The sequence below is a fragment of the Pseudonocardia alaniniphila genome (assembly GCF_022524485.1).
Classification (GTDB): Bacteria; Actinomycetota; Actinomycetes; order Mycobacteriales; family Pseudonocardiaceae; genus Pseudonocardia; species Pseudonocardia alaniniphila.
Map to the genome: position 1 here is coordinate 141192 of NZ_JAKXMK010000015.1, position 19180 is coordinate 160371.

Sequence of the window (19180 nt, forward strand, 5' to 3'; positions counted from 1 at the left end):
CTGAGCGCGAGTGCCTGGGTTCAGGGGCGGAAGCCGCGCACGTATTCGGCGAACCGCTCAGCGCCGTCGACGATCCGCGGGCCGCTGATCGCCTCGTTGTAGTCGAGGATGTGGAACCGGTTGTGCCGGATCGCAGGCAGCGACTGAAGGGCGGGGTGAGCCTTGAGGAAGGCGATCTTCTCCTCGGCCGGCTGGTCCTGGTAGTCGAGGATGATGATGATCTCGGGTTGGGCCTGGACCACCGCCTCCCATCCGACGTCGGTCCAGCGCGCCGCGAGGTCGGCGAAGATGTTCCGTGCCCCCGCGAACTCGATGATCTGGTTCGGCGGTACCTGGTTCGCCGCGGTGAACGGACGGTCGGTGCCGGAGTCGTAGAGGAACACCGACGGTGGGGGGTCCAGACGGGGGGCCTGTTGTCGGATCGCGGCGACCCTGGCCCGCAGCTCGGCGACGTAGACGTTGGCGCGTTCCTCGACGCCGAAGATCCGGCCGAGGCGCTCCAGGTCGGTGTAGAGGGCTTCGAACGGCGGAACCTGCTCGGGGAAGTTCGGGTAGTTGTAGCAGGTCTCGGTGTGCATGAAGCTCTGGATGCCGAGGCCGTCGAGGATCTCGGGAGTGATCCCGCGCTGGTCGCTGAATCCTGAGCGCCATCCGGCGACGACGAAGTCGGCCCCGGCGTCCACCACGAGTTCCCGGTTGAGCAGGTCGCGGCTCAGCAACTCCACCTTCGCGTACTCCGCGGCCCATGGAGACTCCTCCACCGGCGGGTTCGCGGGTGGCATCACGTACCCGCGCACGGCGTCAGTGAGGCCGAGGCTGAACAGCTTGTCCGCGCTGCCCGCCTCGTAGGCGACCGCCCGCTGCGGACGTTGGTAGGAGACCTCCTCGCCACAGCGCGCAACGGTGACGGGCGCCGGAGCGCCGGACTGCGGAACGACCTCGGCTCCGCAGCCGGCGAGCAGGAGCGAGAGCGCGACTACCGGAGCGGCGCGCCGGACGGTCCGGGACGGGGTCACGAGAGGCTTCCTTTCGAAGCTGGGGACTGAACAGGGCTCGTCAAGGAGAGCGAGTAGAGGAGTTGCGGGGCACCGGTCAGGGGGTGCGGCACGACGCTCGCCACGACTCCGAAGACGCGCTGGACGAGCTCGGCCGTCAGCACGTCCCACGGTTTCCCCACGGAGACGAGGCAGCCGTCGAGGAGAACCGCGAGCCGGTCGCAGACGGCAGCAGCGAGGTTCAGGTCGTGCAGGACGACGAGCACCGTCAGTCCGGATCTGCGCAAGAGCGAGAGCAGTTCGATCTGGTGCCGTACGTCGAGGTGGTTGGTCGGCTCGTCGAGGACCAGCACCCGCGGTTCCTGCACCAGCGCCCGGGCCGCGAGCACGCGCTGGCGCTCCCCGCCGGAGAGGGAGAGCACACCGCGGTGCGCCAAGTGTGCAACGTCGAGCTGGTGCATCGCCCGTGCGCACAGCTCACGTTCCCGGGCGGTGAGGGGCTGGTTGCCCTGCTTGTGGGGAGTGCGTCCGAGCGCCACGGTCTCGGCGACCGTGAAGTCGAGGTCGGCCACGGTCTCCTGGGTCAGCGCAGCTACCCGGCGGGCGCTCTCCCGCAGGCGCAGGCCCGTCGCATCGTCGCCGTCGAGCAGCACCGCGCCGCGGGTCGGGCGCATCGCCCGGTAGACACATCTCAGGGCCGTGGATTTGCCGCTCCCGTTCGGACCGACCAGGCCGACGACCTCGCCGCTGCCGACGTCGAGGTCGAGTTCTCGGACCAGCGCCCGGCCCGCGACCTCGACCGTCAGCCCGCTCAACTGCAGCCGCATCAACGGCCGCCGAACAGGTAACCGCGTCGACGCATGAGGTAGACGAAGACCGGCACCCCGACGAGCGCGGTGATAGCCCCGAGCGGCAGCTCACGAGGAGCGACCACGGTGCGGGAGAGCAGGTCGACCCAGACCATGAAGACCGCCCCGACCAGTGGGGTGATGACCAGGACCTTGGCGTGGCCCGCCCCCACCACCAGGCGGACCAGGTGCGGCATGACCAGCCCGACGAACCCGATCGCCCCGCTGACCGCCACCATCGCACCGGTCATCAGCGAGGTCAGCACGAACAGGGCGGTGCGTACTGCCGTGGTGTCGACACCCAGGCTGACCGCCGTCTCGTCGCCGAGTGCCATGGCGTCCAGCGATCGCCCGTACCGGCGCAGCACCACCGTGCCGAACACGACGACCGCGGCGACCACCGGCAGCGACTCCCAGGTGGCCGCGCCGAAGCTGCCCATCGTCCAGAAGAGCACGGTGCTGGTCGCCTCCCCGTCCGGTGCGAGGTAGATGAGCACGCTCATCACCGCCTGGAACCCGAATGACAGCGCGATGCCGGTCAGCACCAGACGCAACGGAGTGATCCCGGCCCGCGTGGCGGATGCCGCGTACACCAGGACCGACGCCAGTGCCGCGCCGAGGAAGGCTCCGATCGAGACCGCGTGGATGCCCAGGCCGGCCAGGACCCCGAAGACGATCACGGTGACCGCCCCGACCGACGCCCCGGAAGACACGCCGAGGACGTACGGGTCGGCGAGGGCGTTGCGCACCATCGCCTGGACGGCCACTCCGACCACTGCGAGCCCTGCGCCCACCGCGGCGGCGAGGAGCACCCGGGGCGCCCGGACCTGCCAGATGATCTGGTAGGCGGCCACCTCGGATGCGGAGATCCGCCCGCCGCTCAGCGCCGCCCAGAGGTAGCGCGCGGTATCGCCCGGGTTGATCACGGCGGGACCGAGCCCGATCGCGATGACGATCGAGGCCAGCAGCACCAGGAAGAGCCCCGCCCCGGCGATCACCAGCCCGACGGACGTGGGGTCGGCGGCAGGCCGGGCGGGCGCGAGGGCCGCGGCTGCGTCGATGCCGTGCGGCGCCGTCACGAGTGTCCTTCCCGGTACAGGTAGAGGACGGTGGGGTCGGCGCTGAACTGCGAGAACGGGAAGGGCTCGGCCGACAGCGCGGTGACCCCACCGCCGACGAACGCCCGGGCGATCGCGCTGCCCGTCTGCGCGTAGACGACCAGCGGGACGGCCCGTTCCCGGCAGCGGGCGAGGATCAGGTCGAACGTGCCGTTGCCGAGTGTCATGCCGGTGGCGACCACCGCGTCCGCTCTCTCGAGGACGTCGGACATGACGGCGGTGACCAGATCGCCCCACTGCGTGACCCGCAGGTTCAGGTCACACGGCACGGGTTCCGCGCCGCGGTCACGGATGGCGGCCACCAGTGGGTTGACCACGCCGATCAGCGCCACCCGCGTGCCGGGGGTCACGTCGAGCAGCCCGGCCACGGCCGCGTCACGGGCCCGGGCCCTGACCTCGGGCCCCCCGGCCGGGAGCACGACAGGCGTCGCGGCCGACGCGCGGTGTGGAGCTTCGGCAGCCAGGTAGGCATCGAGGGCAGCGGTCCGCAGCGCCGCCGGCCCGTCACGCAGCAGCACATCGAGCGGCCTGCCCGACGCGTCCGCACAGATCCCCGGATCGACCTCGCCTGCCTCGAAGGCGCAGGCTCCGAACGCCGCCCCGACCCGGACCAGCACGTACTGGTTGCGGTAGGTCGTGGTGCCGCCGGCGAGCCGCGTGCCGTGGTGGACCCAGAACACACTCGTCGCCACCAGGTCAGCGGGCGGCCGCCCGTACCGACCGTCGAGCACGTCGGCCGTGAGAGCTCCGATCGTCGCCGGCGTCATGACCGCGCGCCCGCGCGCTCGGACCGCTCGTCCCGTGACGCCGCGCCACGCGAACCCGGCAGTACGGCGGTGGCCGACCAGGGCAGGACCAGATCCTCGACACGCTCGACCGTCCTGGGGGCCAGGCTGTCCACCGCCGGGACGTGCTCGTGACCGTCGAAGGCCGCGTCGACGTAGCGGTGCCCGGTGTCGGGTGACAGGAACACCACCGTCCGGTCGGGGTCCCGGTAGCGCTCGTGGCGGGCCACGAGGTACGCGGCACCGGCCGAGAGCCCGGCGAACACACCGCTGTCGCGCAGGAGCGCCACGGCTCCGGCCCGCGCGTACGTGAACGCCATCCAGTGCATGCGGTCGTACAGATCACGGCGGACGTTGCGGAACTCGATCGAGCTCCCGATGCCCGCGATGATCATGTCCGGGTCCGAGGTGTGCTCCGCGCCGAACGTGACGCTCCCGAACGGTTGGATGCCCACCAACTGCACGTCACGACCCGACTGACGCAGGTAGGTGGCCAGCGCACCGGTCGACGCCCCGGTTCCCACGCCGCCGACGACGGTGAGCGGGCCCGCCGGGAGCTCCTGCCCGACCGTCTCCGCCACCGACCGGTACCCGATGTAGTGCACGCCGTCGTGGTACTGGCGCATCCAGTGGTAGTCGGGATGCTCGAGCAAGAGCTCGCCCACCCGCTGCACCCGGAGGTTCTGGTCGAGCTTGAGGTCCGCCGACGGGCTCACCTGCTCCAGCGTTGCGCCGAGGATCTCCAGTTGCAGGCGCAATGTCCGGTCGACAGTGGTGGAACCGACGATGTGGCACCGCATGCCGTACCGATGGCAGGCGAGCGCCAGGGCGTGCGCGTAGATGCCACTGGAGCTGTCGACGAGCGTGTCGCCGCGGCGTACCAACCCGGCGTCGAGCAGATGCCGCACGGCACCGAGGGCCGAGCGCACCTTCATGATCTCGAACCGCAGGCACACCACTCCCCGTTCGACCTGGATGAGGTCGGGATCTGCGATCGCTTCCGCGTAGTGCCGGTGCATCAGCGGTCGGACGCCGGACGTGCGGCCGCGCGACGCAGTGCGAACAAGTACGTCCGGACGTCATCGCCGGGCCAGTCCTCCACGTGCACGATCTCGGCGCCGAACCCGGCGTGGAGCGCGATCGCCACGATCTCGCGCAGCGGAGCGGTGTTGGAGACGATCAGGTACACGACGCCACCGGGCGCCAGAAGATCGCGTCCCACGAGTTGTGCGAAGAACCGCTCCGCGATCTCGCGCCCCACGCAGAGGTTCCGCGCGATGTCCGGGTCGTCCGACAGCGGCAGCTCGATCGCGGGCGGGTTGAACGTGACCACGTCGACCTGGACACCGTCGGGAAAGCCCTCCCAGACGTCGGCGACCACGGGATGCAACGGCGGGCCGGCCGGGCCCACGATCTCCTCGTAGTGCTTCACCGTGGTCCGCACACTCTCCGGGTGCACGTCGAGGGCGTACACGGCCGCAGCGCCGCGCACGCCGGCCACCACCGCCTCGACCCCGAGCCCGGCCCCCATCGCGGCGTAGCGCAGGTCAGTCACCGGAAGCGTGCCGTCCAGCAGCCGGCTGTGCACCAGCCTGCTGGTGGCTCCGGGCTGGAACACCCCGGGCGGAAGGTCGAAGTCCCAGCCGTTCCAGGAGTAGCGGCGGTGCTCGTGGATGGCCCGGCTCGGTGGGTTGATCTCGCGGATCACATCGGGCGGCAGGGTCCGCGGAAGCCGGTCGTGCAGCTCCCAGTCGGCGGCGGCGCCCGGCAGCACGGGGCGGGTGGGGATCATGGCGCCATGGTAATGACTATCATTACCAATACAAGAGGAGAACTTGACCATCTACGGGCAGCGCGCGTTGCTTGCTGTTACCTCTTGCAAGTCAGATGCAGTAGTGCCATCCCAGGGGAGATGTCCCGGAGAGGACAAGGATGCTCAACATCGCGCCGCTCGGCGGTGACGGGTTCGTCGTCAGCCAGCGGCTGGTGCACCGATCCGACGCCAACCGCTCCGACCGGGACCGCCGCGCACTGCTCTACCTGTTCCAGCCCGCGGGCCGGCCCCACCCGGACGAGAGCGGGCGCGCGTGACACCTCCGTCACCAGCGACGGCCGCACCGACTCGCTCGGTTCTGCGCGAGCCTGCGTTCCTGCGACTCTGGATCGGGACCACCGCGTCCGGTCCGTCCACCTGGGCGTTGCCGTTCCTGGTCGGCCTCGCGCTCCTCGACGGCCTCGTCACCGCGGTGGAGCTCGGCCTGGCACTGGCCGCCCGCACGGTCGGGTTCCTCGCGGCGGTCCCGGTCGCCGGGGTGCTCGCCGACCGCTACTCGCGGCGCCGGGTCGTCGGCTGGTCGGCAGCCGCGGCTGCGCTGGCCAGCCCGGTCCTCGCGTTCGGCATCGACGGCTCGGTGGCGCTGATCGCCGTGGCGGCGGCGATCGTCGGGGCCGGGCAGGGCGCCTGCCGTCCGGCGTTCCAGGCGCTGGTCGCCGAGGTGGTCGACTCCGGCAGGCGGCAGCAGGCCAACGCGGCGGTCACCATCGCCGTCCGCGTCACCGTCCTCGTGGCGCCGAGCGCGGCGGCGCTGCTCGCGCTCGTCGCCGACGTCCGGATACTGGTCGTCGGCACCGGGGTCCTGTGGCTCGTCGCAGCCCTCGTCCCGCCTCGCGGCTCAGTGGGTGCCGCCAACCCCACGGAGTCTTCGTCTTTCGCCCGTGAGTTCGGCGAGGGATTGCGGGAGGCACGGCGCCATCCCTGGTTCCTCGCCGGACTCGGCGCGCTGACGGCCGTGATCGCCACCGGCTACTCCGCAACCGGCGTGGCACTGCCGCTCGTCTCCCGCGACCGCTACGGCACCGAGGTCGTGCTCGCCGCCGCCACCACGGGCTACACCGCGGGCGCCCTGCTCGGCGCGCTGATCATCGCCCGCTGGCGGCCGCGACGGCCGGGCTGGGCCGCGCTGGCAGGTCTCGGCCTCTACGCGCTCGCACCGTTGTCGCTGCTGTTACCCGTCCCGGCGCTCCTCGTCGTGGCGGCGTACGTCGTGACCGGGATCGGCATCGAGCTGTTCAACGTTCCGTGGTTCACGGCAACCCAGCGCGAGGTCGAGCCACGGCTGCTCGCCCGCGTCTCCTCGATCGACTTCCTCTTCTCCTACGGCCTCGCCCCGCTCGGGCTCGCCCTGATCGCCCCGGCGATGGGCGCCTTCGGCACGACGCCGGTCCTGCTCGCCTGCACGCTGGTCTGCCTGATCGCCCCGGCCGCCGCGGCGGCTGCACCCGGTGCCCGCGGGTTCACCCGATACGGGGACTCGAGGTCCCCGACCTGACCTGCGGGTGCGATGGGCCGAGATCGTCCGGGTGATCGACTTCACGGCAACCTAGCGCGAGGTCGAGCCGGCCACGGCCGCTCGGCCGATCATCCGCATCGCAGAACCCCCGCGTGCGGAATACCGTCGCGAGGTCGGACATCCCGCCAGACGACTCGTTCTGCGGCGGCCGAGCGACCATCTCCGCAACGACCACCGCGGCGGTCGCCTCCGGAGGAAGTCGGGGGCGAGCGGGTCGAGGTAGCGGACCGCGATTGTGGTCGGCATCGGACTCCCTTCGTGTTCCTGGAGAGCTTGAAGCGGTATCGAAAATCTGTTGCTTACGACGGGCGCACCCGAATCGGTATTCGAGATTCGGTGCATGATCCAGGGAAGCGCGCGATGAGCGGCGCGGTCATCAGTGTCCATGCAGTGGCCCAACCCTTCGTAACGCGTGACGATCAATACCGCAACCCGCCCCGCAGGGGCGGCTCGAGAACGTCACGCAGCAAACGCTAAGAGCCCATCCCCCACGTGGCCAACGAGAGTTCGGAATTCCTGCCATGCCTTGTCGTCATGGTCTTCGGCAACGCCTCGCTCGTCGCGTCGACACCGACGTCCATGACGCTCACGCATACCGGGAATGTCGAACGCTCGTTGGAAGAATGCGCGGTGGGCTCCTAACCTTGGAGCGTGACATGTTCTCACATCGCCATGCGCCTGCGGTCCGGCACTTTCGGCGAAGTCGGCGCTCGCGAGGATCTCAACGAACACGGCAGCCTTGCTGCCGTGTCGGCCGAAATCCTGTCATGCACGACGACATCCGCCATCGGCAAGGCGCACCGATCGCAATCGTGACCTCCGGTCGACGCTTTGTCGAGTCGTTCGCCGACACGACGAACCGCGTCCGGTACTGGCACGGGTCTTCGACGACGCTGCGGGCATGCCGTTGCCCGTGATCGGCCAACCGCGGCTCAGTTGCGGCGCGCAACCGGTAGCCAAGGCCTGCGAGCAAGTGCAATCAGCCATCGCTGTCATGCCGCACCCGACTTGGGTGTCGGAATCTCCTGCTCCTAGCGTGGCTGGTGACCCTGCCGAAAAATCAGCACCAACACCCGCCGACCGCTCAGCACTTCATCGCACCACTCGACCACCAGTGGCCAATTGATTCAGCCGCGCCCACATGTCCAATGGAGTGGCCACTAGAGGAGCGACCGGAAGCCAAGGAAGCGATCGAGCCACCCCGGCGTTTCGGGATAGGAGTAGTTCTTGCCTCAAAGTCAACTGGACGACGAATGGGCGTGGCGGCTGCTGGAGATCATCAACGCCGGATGGATGTCGCAGGTTGTCCGCACGGCGGCGGAACTGGGCATCCCTGACCTGCTCGCCAGAGGTCCACGCTCGGCACCTGAACTCGCCGCCGCCACCGAAACGCACGCGCCCACGCTGCGGCGGCTGTTGCGGGGACTCGCCACGCTCGACATCTGTTCCGAACTCGACGACGGCTCCTTCGACCTGGCCCCGATGGGCCGGCTGCTGCGGACCGACGCCGAACTCTCGCTGCGCTCATGGGCGATCCACTGGGGCCGTGATCTCTGGACGGAGTGGGCCTACCTGATCGACGGCGTGTTGACCGGCCTCAGCGCTCGCGAGCTGATCAACGCGAAGTCCCACGACGGCCTCATCATCGACAACCCGGCGCGTGCCACAGCCTTCATCGCCGGAATGGGCGAGCTCACCCGAGTGACCGCTCACGGCATCATGAGCGGCTACGACTTCCGCACGACCGAGCGGCTCGTCGACGTCGGTGGTGGCCGGGGCGATCTGCTCGCCGCCGTCCTGAAGGAGAATCCAGCAGTTCAGGGCGTGCTGTTCGAGCTACCCGACGTGATCGACCACGCACGTCCGTACCTGCAGCGGGCCGGCGTCGCCGACCGCTGCACGCTGGTGGCGGGGAGCTTCTTCGACGACGTGCCCGCCGGTCCCGGCGTCTACGTACTCAAGAGCGTCCTGCGCAACTGGAACGACGATCGGGCTCGTGACCTCCTCACCACGTGTCGGCGGGCCATGACCGGCTCGTCGAACCTCCTGGTGATCGAGCATCTCGTGCCCGACGTCATGGAGGTCGATCCCGTGCACCGCTCACTCGGCTTCATCGACCTGCTCATGCTGGTGACGCAGGCTGCCCGGGAACGCACCGAATCCGAGTGCCGCACCCTGCTGTCGGCCGCCGGCTTCACGACGACTGCCGTGACGGCGGTGGCCAGGAACCTGACCCTCGTCGAAGCCGTCCCCACCACGTAGGCACTCCGCCGGGCGAGCCTGTGCGCTTTCCCTTCGCACGACTGCCGGTCGACGCGCCCTTCACCGTTGGTGGCTGTAGTGCGATCAATGCGATGGTCTACCTGTGTGGGCACCGCGACGACTACGACACGTGGGCGCGACAAGGCACCTCGGGATGGGCGTTCCACGACGTGCTCCCGTATTTCCGGCGGATGGAGTCGGTACCCCATGGTGATCCGCGCTTCCGCGGAACCACAGGACCCATGCGACCAAGCCCGGCGCACGATCCCAATCCGCTCTCTGCGGTCTTCCTCGCAGCGGCGGCGGCCGTCGGCCACCCGATAACGCCCGACTTCATCCAAGGGGTCGAGATGGCTCGTGCGGTCGTTGCCGACGGTGCCTTCGACGGGTGGCGGGGAGCCGAGCTGCATCCCGGTGGGGAGACGACGGGTGCTGATGACCTCGAGCAGTTCGTCCGACGCGCCACGGGCACGTACTGCCATCCGGTAGGCACCTGCGCCATGGGTTCCGGAGACGATGCCGTGGTCACACCGGACCTGCGGGTACGAGGCGTCGAGAACCTCCGGGTGATCGACGCGTCGGTCATGCCCCGCATCGTCTCCGTGAACACCAACGTCCCGACGATCATGATCGCGGAACAGGGAGCCGAACTGATCCGGGGCCGGACATCGAGTACCAGCCACGAGTTCGCCAAAGACAGGCAAGGACGCAGTCTCGTGGACTACTTCGTGGCGTTGGCTTCGCGTCACCGTAGTTGCGCTTAGGGGATTACAGCGAGGTGGTTGGCCGCCCGGTCACTCCACCGCGGCCCGGGCGGTCCACAACTCCGGGAACGGAATCTCGTCGAGCGTCGGTGACAGCCAGGCCACGGTCGGCTCGCCGAAGTAACCGTCCCGGTTCCCGAACGTCCGGCGCACCGACATCAAGTGCCGGTACTTCCAGGTGGTGAACTCCTCGGCGATGTCGGCCAGCGTCTCGCCCAGCGCGAAGAACTCCTCGTACTCCGCCGGATCCTGGTACACCATGCGCCACACCTCACCCACCGCAGGATGCGGCGCATACGGGGCGGCGAAGTCGCGCTGCAGGCACGCCACCGGGATCAGGTAACCGTTCTGCGCGAGAAGGCCCAGCACGTCGTCGTAGAGAGTGGGGTGACCGAGGGCCTCGCGCAGCTCGCGCAGGCGGGTCGGAGTGCCTTCGAGCGAGACGAGTCCGTCGGTCGACCTGCTCCCCAGCAGAATCGCCATCCAGCGGAACATCCACGACTGCAAGGCACTGAACTGTCGCCGGCCGTGCACCTCCGCGATCCCGCGTTGGATCGGCCCGAAGTCGACCGGGGTCATCCATGAGAGCGACAGCCAGTTCCCGTTCAGCGCGCGAAAGTGAGCCGCGGTCCGACGCAGGGTGGCGGTGGCCCGATCAAGCCGTTGGCTACGGAGTTCACCCTGGGCCGTCCGCATCTCGTGGACGATCAACCCGAAGTAGAGCTCCATGACCTGGGCGTTGACCATGAAAGCCGGCTCGGCCGCGCTGTCACTGAGTGGCATCTGCAGGGTGTGCAGCACTTCGCTGCGCAGATACGAACTGTAGGGCGTCTGCTCATCGGGATCACCCGGGCCGGGGTGGTTCAGGAGCATCCTCTTCCCATTGTGTGTGTCGTGCGGGCGCTGCACGGAAGACATGGCCGCCTCCTCGATGTATCTCACGGACGAACAATGACGTTGTGCGCCAGGTTCCGGCACTGTCACCTGTGTCCGAAGTGATGGTCGTCGGACGGGGTGCTCGCCCGGCGCACGGCGCGGGCATGGCCGGTCAGGCCCCGCCGAGGAAGGAGCGCACGGCGTCGGCGACCGTGCCGGGCACGGCGACGTGGGCGAAGTGTGCCTGCTCGGGGATCTCGAGCCGAGTGGCGGCAGGCAGTCTCTCGACGAGGAACCGCGTGGCGTCACGCTGGTACTGCGCGGTCACCTCACCGAGCAGGAGCAGGGTGCGCTGCTGGATCGTCGTGAACCGATCGAGGTCGCCGGCGAGCCCGTTGATGACGCCCAGTTCGCGCGGCAACGTCGGGACGAGGTCGACCATCCTTTCCCACATCGGGCTCCGGCGCAGGTCCCCGACGTCGGACTCGTCCATGTGCACGATGTCGGCGAGCATGATCGACAACGCGCGCTCGTGCTCCCCGGCCTCGACCGCCCTGGCGCAGGATGTGCAGGCGTTCGCGGCGATCAGGTCCACCACCGGCAGGGGAGGCTCATACAGGACCAGTGCGGAGATGTCGGCTCCGGCGGCCGCGGCCGCAGCGGCGATGATCGCGCCATAGGAGTGGCCGATGACTGTCGCTCCAGGCCCCGCGACGGCGAGCACGGCGTCGAGGTCGGCGAGCTCGGTCGAGAGGTCGTAGTCCGGGGCGTCGCCGCTGAGGCCGCGCCCACGACGGTCGACGAGCATGACGGTGTTGTGCTCGGCGAGGATCTCGGCGACCGGCAGCCATTGCTCACCGGTCGACATCGCTCCGTGCGCGATGACGATCGCCGGGCCGGTGCCGAGTTGACGCCACCCGATGGGGGTGCCGTCAGCGGAAGTGGTGCGCTTGGGAACTGCCCCCTGCATGGCCTCATGTTTGATTTCTTCAATGCAGCGCGGCAATAGCCCCTGAGTAGCACATTGTCGGGCTACTTGCGTCGTCGCAGCACCAGGAGCCGAACTACTCCGACAGTGTGAATCGGACATATCGGGGGTTGACTGTGCCGCAGCGGCACGGTGTTGCGTCGGAGTCGCACGGCAGGCCGTCCACCGGACGGAGCCCGCCACCCGTGCACTCGACGCCGAGCGCACCGTCCACATACGACGCTGCATACCCCTGAATGGAGCCTGGATGACCGCGGTACCGACTCGAGGACCCCTCCCCGAGTTGATCGACGTCGAGCAGTTCTTCGCCGACCCGGAGTTCGCCGTTCCGTCGATCTCGCCGGACGGGACGAGGATCGCCTACCTGGCGCCGAAGTACGGCCGGCGCAACGTGTGGGTGCGCGGGGTCGACCAGGAGCACGAGGACGCGGTGTGCGTCACGCACGACGCCCGGCGCGGTATCACGACCTACTACTGGACCGACGACCCGCGCTGGCTGCTGTACCTGCAGGACACCGACGGCAACGAGGACTGGCACCTCTACCGGGTGGACCTGGCCGCCCCGGACGAGCCGGCTGTCGATCTCACACCGATGCCGCCGGGATCGCGCGTGTTCGGCGCCGAGCCGTTGGCGCCGGTGCCCGGGAGCGTGCTGGTCTGGATGAACCGGCGCCCGATGTTCATCGACGTGTTCCGGATCGACGTCGCCACTGGCGAGACGACACTGCACCTGGAGCAGACCGATCCGACAGGAAACATCCTGCTCGACCGCAACGGCGACGCGGCGTTCTCCTCGCGGCTGACCGAGGACGGCACCTACGAGTTCTCCGCGATCGACCCCGGCACCGGACAGATGCGCCTCCTGCGCCGCATCGGCGGCGCGGAACATCCCATGGGCGTGCAGCCGCAACTGGTGACGCCCGACGGGAAGGGCATGATGGTCGGCGCCTACCAGGACTCCGACGACCTGCGACTGGTCCGCATCGACCGGGAGACCGGCGAGGAGACCGTGGTCGCCGCCGTGGAGGGGCACAGCCTGTGCATCCTGGGCACGATGGCCCCCGGCGTGCTGCCGCCCACCGTGTTCACCAGCCGGCGCACCGGGGAGGTCATCGCGGCCCGCTTCGTCGGCGACCGGCCCCGGATCGAGGTGGTGGACCCCCATTTCGCCGAGGTCTACGCCGAGTTGGAGAAGCTCTCCGACGGCGTGCTGGGCACGCTGTCGTCGGACGAGTCGGAGCAGCGCTGGGTTGCGACGTTCATCCACGACCGCGACCCGGCGGTGACCTGGTTCTACGACCACGGCACGGGGAAGAGCCGGCTGCTGTTCCGCGCGTTCCCGCGCTTGGTCCCGGCCGACCTGGCCCCGATGACGGCTGTCGGCTTCCCCGCCCGTGACGGGCTGCCGCTGCACGCGTTCCTCACGCTGCCGGTCGGGATCGAGGCGCGCGACCTCCCCCTGGTGCTGCTGGTACACGGTGGACCGTGGTCCCACGACACGTGGAGTTACAGCCCACCAGCGCAGTTCCTGGCCAACCGCGGCTACGCGGTGCTGCAGGTCAACTTCCGCGGCTCCACGGGCTACGGGAGACGGCACACCACCGCTGCGATCGGTGAGTTCGCCGAGAAGATGCACGACGACCTGATCGACGCCGCCGACTGGGCGGTGGCGCAGGGCTACGCCGACCCGGCACGCATCGGCATATTCGGCGGCTCCTACGGTGGCTACGCGGCGCTCGTCGGCGTCACGGTCACCCCCGACTACTTCGCCGCCGCGGTCGACTACGTGGGCATCTCGAACCTGGCGAACTTCATGCGCACCCTGCCGCCGTTCACCAGGCCGTACAACGCCAACAGCTGGTACCGCTACGTCGGCGATCCGGAGATCCCCGCCGAGGAGGCCGACATGCTGGCCCGCTCACCCATCACCATGGTCGACCGGATCCGGACCCCGCTGCTGGTCGCCCAGGGCGCCAACGACGTCCGCGTGGTCCAGGCCGAGTCCGACAACATCGTCGAGTCCCTGCGAGGCCGCGGCGTCCCGGTCGAGTACATCCTCGCCGAGGACGAGGGGCACGGTTTCGCGAACCCCGAGAACCAGATCCGGCTGTACCGTGCGATCGAGCGGCACTTCGCCGAGCACCTCGGTGGCCGCGGTGACACCTCTGCCCCGGCGTAGCGGCCGCATGTGCCGGTCCGGCCGTGGGTCCTGCGGGGAGCAACTCAGCGTTGGCTGTCGTGGGGTGTGTCCGCGAGTAGTGCGTGGATCCGCTGCATGACGTCGATCTGCGCCGGGTTGTAGAGCTCGCGAATGGCCGCTCCGGCGGTCTTGGTGATGAGCTCCCCGCGTCGGGCATCGATGTGTGGTGCCGCCACTCCCGGATACTTGGTGTAGATGGTGCGGATGTGGGGGGCAATTCGCTCGGCAAGGTCCCGGCGGGTTGGTTCGTCGGCGTCGGCGGGCAGGTCGTCGAACTCGCGGTCGGTCGGATCGGTGGGCGTGTCGCGCAGCATGTCCGCGTAGGCCTGCAGGCGCTGTGGTCCCAGAACCCGGCTCATGACGACGGTGAGCGAGCGGTCGGCGTCGGACATCACCGCTGCGGTGGCCGGGGCGAGCTCCGGTGGCAGGTCGGTCGGTGTGCCCTGCTTCAGGATGAGCCCGAGCTCGACGCGGACCCGTTGCAGGCGCTCGATGGTGGCCGCGAGTTCGGCATCGAGGGTGCGCAGGGCTTTCTCCGGGTGGTCGTCGTCATCGCCCAAGGCGGCGATCCGGGACAGGGAGAAGCCGAGGTCGACCAGGCGCTTGATCCGGAGCAGCCGGACGAGGTGGGTGACGCCGTACTGCTTGTAGCCGTTGGCGAGCCGCTCGGGTTCGGGGAGCAGCCCGACCTCGTGGTAGTGGCGTACCGCCCGCAGGCTGGTGCCCGCCAGCTCGGCGATCTCGCGGGTACTCCAGGCCACGCGTCTCCCTTCCTCGGCTGCAAGCGCACACGCCCGACAGATCCCGAGTGTGCCGTTGCGACCGGGGCTGCTCGCAAGCATGCCCGTATGGCGTCGCGCAGTCGCCGCAGCACCCGGGTTTGATATTCTGAGTAAGCCAACTCAGAATTGCCCGACATCCGAGTCGTACGGCTCAGAACGGCTCACCGGGGGGATCGATGCGTCGCTCTGATTGGAAGTCGGTGCTCGACGCCGCCACTTCTGGCGCTTTGGAGCACCTGGATTCGCTCCCCCATCGGCCGGTCCTGCCGGCGGCGGACCACGCCGCGATCCGGACGGCGCTGGATCAACCACCGGGCACGGCCGGCATCGACCCCACGCGGGTCGTCGAGGACCTGGCCCGTGATCTCGGGCCGCACATCACAGCCCAGGCCGGTGGACGGTATTTCGGCTTCGTCGTCGGCGGCCTGCACCCGGCGTCGCTCGGGGCCGAGGTGCTGGTCGCGGCCTGGGATCAGAACGCGCCGATGTTCGCGGCGACACCCGGGGTCGCGGTGGCCGAGGAACTCGCCGCGCAGTGGCTCCTCAGCCTCATGCACCTCCCGGAGACGAGCTCGGTCGGTTTCGTCACCGGCGGCCAGATGGCGACGTTCACCTGCCTCGCCGCCGCCCGCCACGAGGTGCTGCGCGCGGCTGGATGGGACGTCGAGGCGGACGGACTCGTGGGCGCACCCCCGGTCACCGTGGTGGTCAAGTCCGGCGCGCACGCCACTGTGCTGCGTGCGCTGCGGTTCCTCGGCCTCGGCGAACGGTCGGTTGTCACGGTCGCCTGCGACGGCAACGACAACGTGCGACCCGACGCGCTTGAGCAGGCCCTGCGCACGATCCACGGCCCGACGATCGTGGCGGCAGAGTGCGGCAACGTCAACACGGGCGGATTCGACGACTTCACCGCCGTGGCCGACCTCGCCGACGCGCACCGGGCGGCCGGGAACCCGACCTGGGTTCACGTCGACGGGGCGGTGATGCTCCTGGCTGCCGCTTCCCCGGTCATGGCGGACAACGTGGTCGGGCTCGACCGTTTGGACTCCTGGTCGACCGACGGCCACAAGCTGCTGAACGTCGCCTACGACTGCGGCATCGCGATCTGCCGCAACGCCGCCGCCCATCGCGCCGCGATGAGCATCCAGGCCTCGTACCTGGAACAGGGAACCGGCGCTCGCGACCCGCTGGACTGGGGGCCGGAGTTCTCCCGTCGCGCCCGCGGGGTCGGGGTCTACGCGACCCTGCGGTCACTCGGCCGCGAGGGCGTGGCCGAGTTGGTCGAACGCACCACGCGCCTGGCCCGCCGGTTCGCCGACGCGCTCCACGAGAGCGGCCGGGCCGTCATCGTGAACGATGTCGTGTCCAACCAGGTCCTCGTGCGCTGGATTGCGCCCGACGGCGACGACGGGCGCCTGGCCGACGAGGTGATGGCCGGCGTACGCGCCGAGGGCAGCGCGTTCTTCAGCGGAACGACCTATCGCGGCCGGCGCCTCATGCGTATCTCGGTGTCGGACTGGGCCACCGACGAGCAGGACGTCGACCGGGCCGTGGAGGCGCTGCTACGCCATGCGCGCCTCGCGACCGGATGAAGGGGATGTGCACCAACCGGCACCCCGACGTCACCGGTTCTGCCAATCACGAACGAAATCGCGCAACGCTTCCAGGTGCGCGGACAGCTCGTGGCCGTCCGAGTCGGCGCGCGCGACCGTCAGTGTGCCCAGGACCGCTGCGGTCATGACGTTCGCCAGCATGGTCGGCTCCGGTGTCGACTCGCCCAGAACGCGAGCCCGCTCCACGACAGCGAGGAAGCCCGCCCTGAGCTTGGCTCGGTAGCGCCGCGTGGCGCGCGCGACCTCGTCATCAACGGGCGTCGACATCGCCGTCGTGGCCATGCATCCGAACCCGCCGTCTGGACCTCGGAGCACCGCTTCCACGCGTGCGAGCATCTCCAGCACGTCCTCGTGGCCTCGGCTGCCGCGCTCCAGTGGCTCGAGGACGAACTCCATGCGTCGCAGATACTCCACCATCGCCTCGCGGTAAATCTCGGCTTTCGTGCCGAATGAGTTGTACAAACTCGATGTCGATAGACCCGTCGTCGCCGTCATCTGTTGCTGCGTCACACCATTGAAGCCGAGCCGCCAGAAGAGCGACATCAGGCGGACCAGCATCTCCGTCCGATCAAAGGACAACGGTCGGCCCGAACGTGACACCGTCGACTCTGATTCCACCGACTCAGTTTAATCCGGTGTTGGACGCGAACGAAGGTGTGCGCCGGTTGCCGACCCGTGTTCTGTGAACGCCACGAGTGGGCGATACAGCGCAAGGAACACCGGTGGGGCACGTGCGGTTGCAGCTTTCCGATCATCATGCCGCCTGTCGCACTCGGTCGGTGTCGGCGAGTTCGTCGGCGCCCGGCCCGAGGACGCGCTGGTGGCGATCGCGAGTCGAGATACCTTCGAGGGTGTGGAACTGCGACACCTCGGCGCCTTCGTGGCCGTTGCCGACGAGGCGAGCTTCACCCGTGCGGCCTCCCGGCTGCATATCGTGCAGTCGGCCGTCTCGGCCGCCGTGCGGAATCTCGAGAAGGAGTTGGCAGCCGTTCTCTTCGAGCGCACCCACCACGGTGTGAAGCTCTCGGAGGCCGGGCGTGCGCTGCGGCCCGAGGCTCGCGCCACGCTCGCGGCCGCGGCGGCGGCGCGAGAGGCGGTGGAGCAGGTCTCCGGCGGCCTGCGGGGCACCGTCACGCTGGGGGTCCTGCAGGCGATGCGTGTGCTGAGCGTGCCGGACGTGCTCGCCTCGTTCCGGTCCCAGTACCCGCACGTCACGGTCGAGATTCGGTACGCAGGAGGCTCACCCGGCAACGCCGAGCGGGTGCGGGACGGCCGGCTCGACCTGGCCTTCGTCTCGCTGCCCACGCGACGACTGCCCGGCCTCACGGTCACTCCGCTGGTGCGCGAGCCCATCCTGCTGGCCGTGGCGGCATCGCATCGTCTGAGAACGCGCGAGTCGGTGGATCTCACGGAGTTGCGGGACGAGGTGTTCGTCGACTTCCCGCCAGGTTGGGGCGTGCGTGACGCGAACGACCACGCCTTCGCGGCGGCCGGGGTGTCGCGCGAGGTGACCTACGAGATCAACGACGCCACTACGGTGCTCGACCTCGTCCGTCACGGGTTGGCGGCGGGGATGATCATGGCGTCGGCGGTTGACGGGTCACCCGGGATAGTCCTCATCCCGGTGCGCCGGCACGTTCCGTTCTACGAGACATCGGTGGCCGTGCCGGCGGGCCGGCGCCTCGGCGCGGCCGCCGCGGCACTGTTGGCCACGATCCGCCGCACCGCCGGCACCGACGATCCCGGCAACCCACTCTCGGCGTGATCACGGATTACTTCACGGCGTACCCGGCGTCGACCGGAAGTGCGACGCCGGTGATGTAGCGCCCTTCGTCCGAGGCGAGGAAGAGGACGGCGTTGCTGATGTCGTCGGGATCGACGTAGGCGACCGGCAATGCGTTGAGGGACTGGTAGATGGGACGGAGATCCTCCTCCGTCGGGTTCTCCAGATCAGGTCGGAAGAGCGTGAAGTTGATCGGGTTGAGCACCATCAGCGTGCCGACAGTGGTCGGGTTGATCGAGTTCACCCGGATCGAGTGCTCCGCAAGCTCGAGCGCGAGCGTCCGCATCAATCCGGTGAGGCCTGCCTTCGCGGCGCAATAGGGAGCCAGGTTCGGTACCGACTTGAGCGCGATGGAGGAGCTGGTGATGATGACCGCTCCGCCACCGCGCGAGATGAGGTGGGAGATCGCGGGACGGACCGTGTGGAACACCCCGGTCAGATTGGTGTCGATGACCGCCTGCCAGTCCGCTGAGGTGACGTGGGCCACAGGACGTGGAATGCCCAGGATGCCGGCGTTGGCAACCACGACGTCAAGGCCCCCGAGTTCGGCGACGCCACGGTCGACGATCCCGGCGACGGCGTCCGCATCGCGAACGTCGGCCTGGGTGGCGATGATGCGGCGGTCGAGCTCCTCCACCAGGCGCACCGTCTCGGCCAGGTCGGCTGGGGACGCCGCTGGTGCACCCTGGGCGTGGACCGGGGCGGCGATGTCGAAGGCGATGATGTCGGCGCCTTCCGCGGCGAGACGCACAGCGTGGTTGCGTCCCTGCCCGCGGGCCGCACCGGAGATCAGCGCGACCTTGCCCGTCATTCGTT

At 69.3% G+C, this 19180-nt stretch carries 19 protein-coding genes; 8 read left to right on the forward strand and 11 right to left on the reverse strand.

All coding sequences use genetic code 11. From position 1 onward, the window contains the following. Nucleotides 1–20 precede the first annotated feature (20 nt). The 6 genes from MMF94_RS18420 to MMF94_RS18445 form a co-directional block, all read right to left on the reverse strand. On the reverse strand, nt 21–1016 hold the full coding sequence (locus tag MMF94_RS18420) for an ABC transporter substrate-binding protein (RefSeq protein WP_241038145.1): 996 nt from the start codon (nt 1014–1016) through the stop codon (nt 21–23). Beyond that, the gene (locus tag MMF94_RS18425; protein ID WP_241038146.1) at nt 1013–1822 is read right to left on the reverse strand and encodes an ABC transporter ATP-binding protein; all 810 of its coding nucleotides are present in this window, start codon (nt 1820–1822) and stop codon (nt 1013–1015) included. Before MMF94_RS18425 ends, MMF94_RS18420 begins: the two co-directional genes overlap by 4 nt. Next, nucleotides 1822–2844 (reverse strand): FecCD family ABC transporter permease, encoded by a 1023-nt coding sequence (locus tag MMF94_RS18430; protein WP_241038286.1) that lies wholly within the window; start codon nt 2842–2844, stop codon nt 1822–1824. Before MMF94_RS18430 ends, MMF94_RS18425 begins: the two co-directional genes overlap by 1 nt. Before the next feature lie 74 nt (nt 2845–2918). Continuing rightward, a complete protein-coding gene (locus MMF94_RS18435; protein ID WP_241038147.1) occupies nt 2919–3728 on the reverse strand; it encodes a Rossmann-like domain-containing protein in 810 nt (269 codons plus the stop codon). Beyond that, nucleotides 3725–4765, reverse strand: a complete 1041-nt coding sequence (locus MMF94_RS18440; protein WP_241038148.1) for a pyridoxal-phosphate dependent enzyme — start codon at nt 4763–4765, stop codon at nt 3725–3727. Before MMF94_RS18440 ends, MMF94_RS18435 begins: the two co-directional genes overlap by 4 nt. Further along, nucleotides 4765–5538: a class I SAM-dependent methyltransferase gene (locus MMF94_RS18445; protein WP_241038149.1), complete on the reverse strand. Its 774-nt coding sequence runs from the start codon at nt 5536–5538 to the stop codon at nt 4765–4767. Before MMF94_RS18445 ends, MMF94_RS18440 begins: the two co-directional genes overlap by 1 nt. 140 nt (nt 5539–5678) lie before the next feature. Here MMF94_RS18445 and MMF94_RS18450 point away from each other — a divergent pair, with 140 nt between their 5' ends. The 5 genes from MMF94_RS18450 to MMF94_RS18470 all read left to right on the forward strand — a co-directional run bounded on the left by MMF94_RS18450 (nt 5679) and on the right by MMF94_RS18470 (nt 10122). Further along, entirely contained in the window at nt 5679–5837 is a 159-nt protein-coding gene (locus MMF94_RS18450; protein ID WP_241038150.1) for a hypothetical protein, read from the forward strand. Next, nucleotides 5834–7075 carry an MFS transporter gene (locus MMF94_RS18455; protein WP_241038151.1) on the forward strand — a complete coding sequence of 414 codons (1242 nt, stop codon included), beginning with the start codon at nt 5834–5836 and terminating at the stop codon, nt 7073–7075. Before MMF94_RS18450 ends, MMF94_RS18455 begins: the two co-directional genes overlap by 4 nt. A 672-nt stretch (nt 7076–7747) precedes the next feature. Next, nucleotides 7748–7912 (forward strand): hypothetical protein, encoded by a 165-nt coding sequence (locus MMF94_RS18460; protein ID WP_241038152.1) that lies wholly within the window; start codon nt 7748–7750, stop codon nt 7910–7912. A gap of 411 nt (nt 7913–8323) precedes the next feature. After that, nucleotides 8324–9358 (forward strand): acetylserotonin O-methyltransferase, encoded by a 1035-nt coding sequence (locus MMF94_RS18465; protein WP_241038153.1) that lies wholly within the window; start codon nt 8324–8326, stop codon nt 9356–9358. Nucleotides 9359–9378: 20 nt separating this feature from the next. Continuing rightward, nucleotides 9379–10122 (forward strand): GMC oxidoreductase, encoded by a 744-nt coding sequence (locus MMF94_RS18470; RefSeq protein WP_241038154.1) that lies wholly within the window; start codon nt 9379–9381, stop codon nt 10120–10122. 30 nt (nt 10123–10152) lie between these two features. Here the strand turns inward: MMF94_RS18470 and MMF94_RS18475 are convergent, their stop codons facing one another. Continuing rightward, entirely contained in the window at nt 10153–11040 is an 888-nt protein-coding gene (locus MMF94_RS18475; RefSeq protein ID WP_241038155.1) for a tryptophan 2,3-dioxygenase, read from the reverse strand. Nucleotides 11041–11170: 130 nt separating this feature from the next. Beyond that, on the reverse strand, nt 11171–11968 hold the full coding sequence (locus tag MMF94_RS18480; RefSeq protein ID WP_241038156.1) for an alpha/beta fold hydrolase: 798 nt from the start codon (nt 11966–11968) through the stop codon (nt 11171–11173). A gap of 265 nt (nt 11969–12233) precedes the next feature. Between MMF94_RS18480 and MMF94_RS18485 the strand changes: the two genes are divergently transcribed. After that, nucleotides 12234–14165 carry a S9 family peptidase gene (locus MMF94_RS18485; RefSeq protein ID WP_241038158.1) on the forward strand — a complete coding sequence of 644 codons (1932 nt, stop codon included), beginning with the start codon at nt 12234–12236 and terminating at the stop codon, nt 14163–14165. Between the two features lie 44 nt (nt 14166–14209). On the opposite strand, the gene MMF94_RS18490 is transcribed toward MMF94_RS18485, so the two are convergent. Further along, nucleotides 14210–14947 (reverse strand): helix-turn-helix domain-containing protein, encoded by a 738-nt coding sequence (locus MMF94_RS18490; protein WP_241038160.1) that lies wholly within the window; start codon nt 14945–14947, stop codon nt 14210–14212. A gap of 197 nt (nt 14948–15144) precedes the next feature. Here MMF94_RS18490 and MMF94_RS18495 point away from each other — a divergent pair, with 197 nt between their 5' ends. Continuing rightward, nucleotides 15145–16560 (forward strand): pyridoxal phosphate-dependent decarboxylase family protein, encoded by a 1416-nt coding sequence (locus tag MMF94_RS18495; RefSeq protein WP_241038161.1) that lies wholly within the window; start codon nt 15145–15147, stop codon nt 16558–16560. A 30-nt stretch (nt 16561–16590) separates the two neighbouring features. Here MMF94_RS18495 and MMF94_RS18500 read toward each other — a convergent pair whose 3' ends face one another. Next, on the reverse strand, nt 16591–17199 hold the full coding sequence (locus MMF94_RS18500) for a TetR/AcrR family transcriptional regulator (protein ID WP_241038162.1): 609 nt from the start codon (nt 17197–17199) through the stop codon (nt 16591–16593). A 235-nt stretch (nt 17200–17434) separates the two neighbouring features. Here MMF94_RS18500 and MMF94_RS18505 point away from each other — a divergent pair, with 235 nt between their 5' ends. Further along, nucleotides 17435–18346 carry a LysR family transcriptional regulator gene (locus MMF94_RS18505; protein ID WP_241038163.1) on the forward strand — a complete coding sequence of 304 codons (912 nt, stop codon included), beginning with the start codon at nt 17435–17437 and terminating at the stop codon, nt 18344–18346. Nucleotides 18347–18353: 7 nt separating this feature from the next. On the opposite strand, the gene MMF94_RS18510 is transcribed toward MMF94_RS18505, so the two are convergent. Next, nucleotides 18354–19175: a mycofactocin-coupled SDR family oxidoreductase gene (locus MMF94_RS18510; protein WP_241038164.1), complete on the reverse strand. Its 822-nt coding sequence runs from the start codon at nt 19173–19175 to the stop codon at nt 18354–18356. Between the last annotated feature and the right edge of the window lie 5 nt (nt 19176–19180).

What these genes read in the sequence shown, in the direction of transcription:
- MMF94_RS18440 (WP_241038148.1), bottom strand. Translation starts at nt 4,765, where the DNA reads ATGCACCGGCACTACGCGGAAGCGATCGCAGATCCCGACCTCATCCAG.
- MMF94_RS18435 (WP_241038147.1), bottom strand. Translation starts at nt 3,728, where the DNA reads ATGACGCCGGCGACGATCGGAGCTCTCACGGCCGACGTGCTCGACGGT.
- MMF94_RS18475 (WP_241038155.1), bottom strand. Translation starts at nt 11,040, where the DNA reads ATGTCTTCCGTGCAGCGCCCGCACGACACACACAATGGGAAGAGGATG.
- MMF94_RS18450 (WP_241038150.1), top strand. Translation starts at nt 5,679, where the DNA reads ATGCTCAACATCGCGCCGCTCGGCGGTGACGGGTTCGTCGTCAGCCAG.
- MMF94_RS18510 (WP_241038164.1), bottom strand. Translation starts at nt 19,175, where the DNA reads ATGACGGGCAAGGTCGCGCTGATCTCCGGTGCGGCCCGCGGGCAGGGA.
- MMF94_RS18495 (WP_241038161.1), top strand. Translation starts at nt 15,145, where the DNA reads ATGCGTCGCTCTGATTGGAAGTCGGTGCTCGACGCCGCCACTTCTGGC.
- MMF94_RS18445 (WP_241038149.1), bottom strand. Translation starts at nt 5,538, where the DNA reads ATGATCCCCACCCGCCCCGTGCTGCCGGGCGCCGCCGCCGACTGGGAG.
- MMF94_RS18485 (WP_241038158.1), top strand. Translation starts at nt 12,234, where the DNA reads ATGACCGCGGTACCGACTCGAGGACCCCTCCCCGAGTTGATCGACGTC.
- MMF94_RS18425 (WP_241038146.1), bottom strand. Translation starts at nt 1,822, where the DNA reads ATGCGGCTGCAGTTGAGCGGGCTGACGGTCGAGGTCGCGGGCCGGGCG.
- MMF94_RS18480 (WP_241038156.1), bottom strand. Translation starts at nt 11,968, where the DNA reads ATGCAGGGGGCAGTTCCCAAGCGCACCACTTCCGCTGACGGCACCCCC.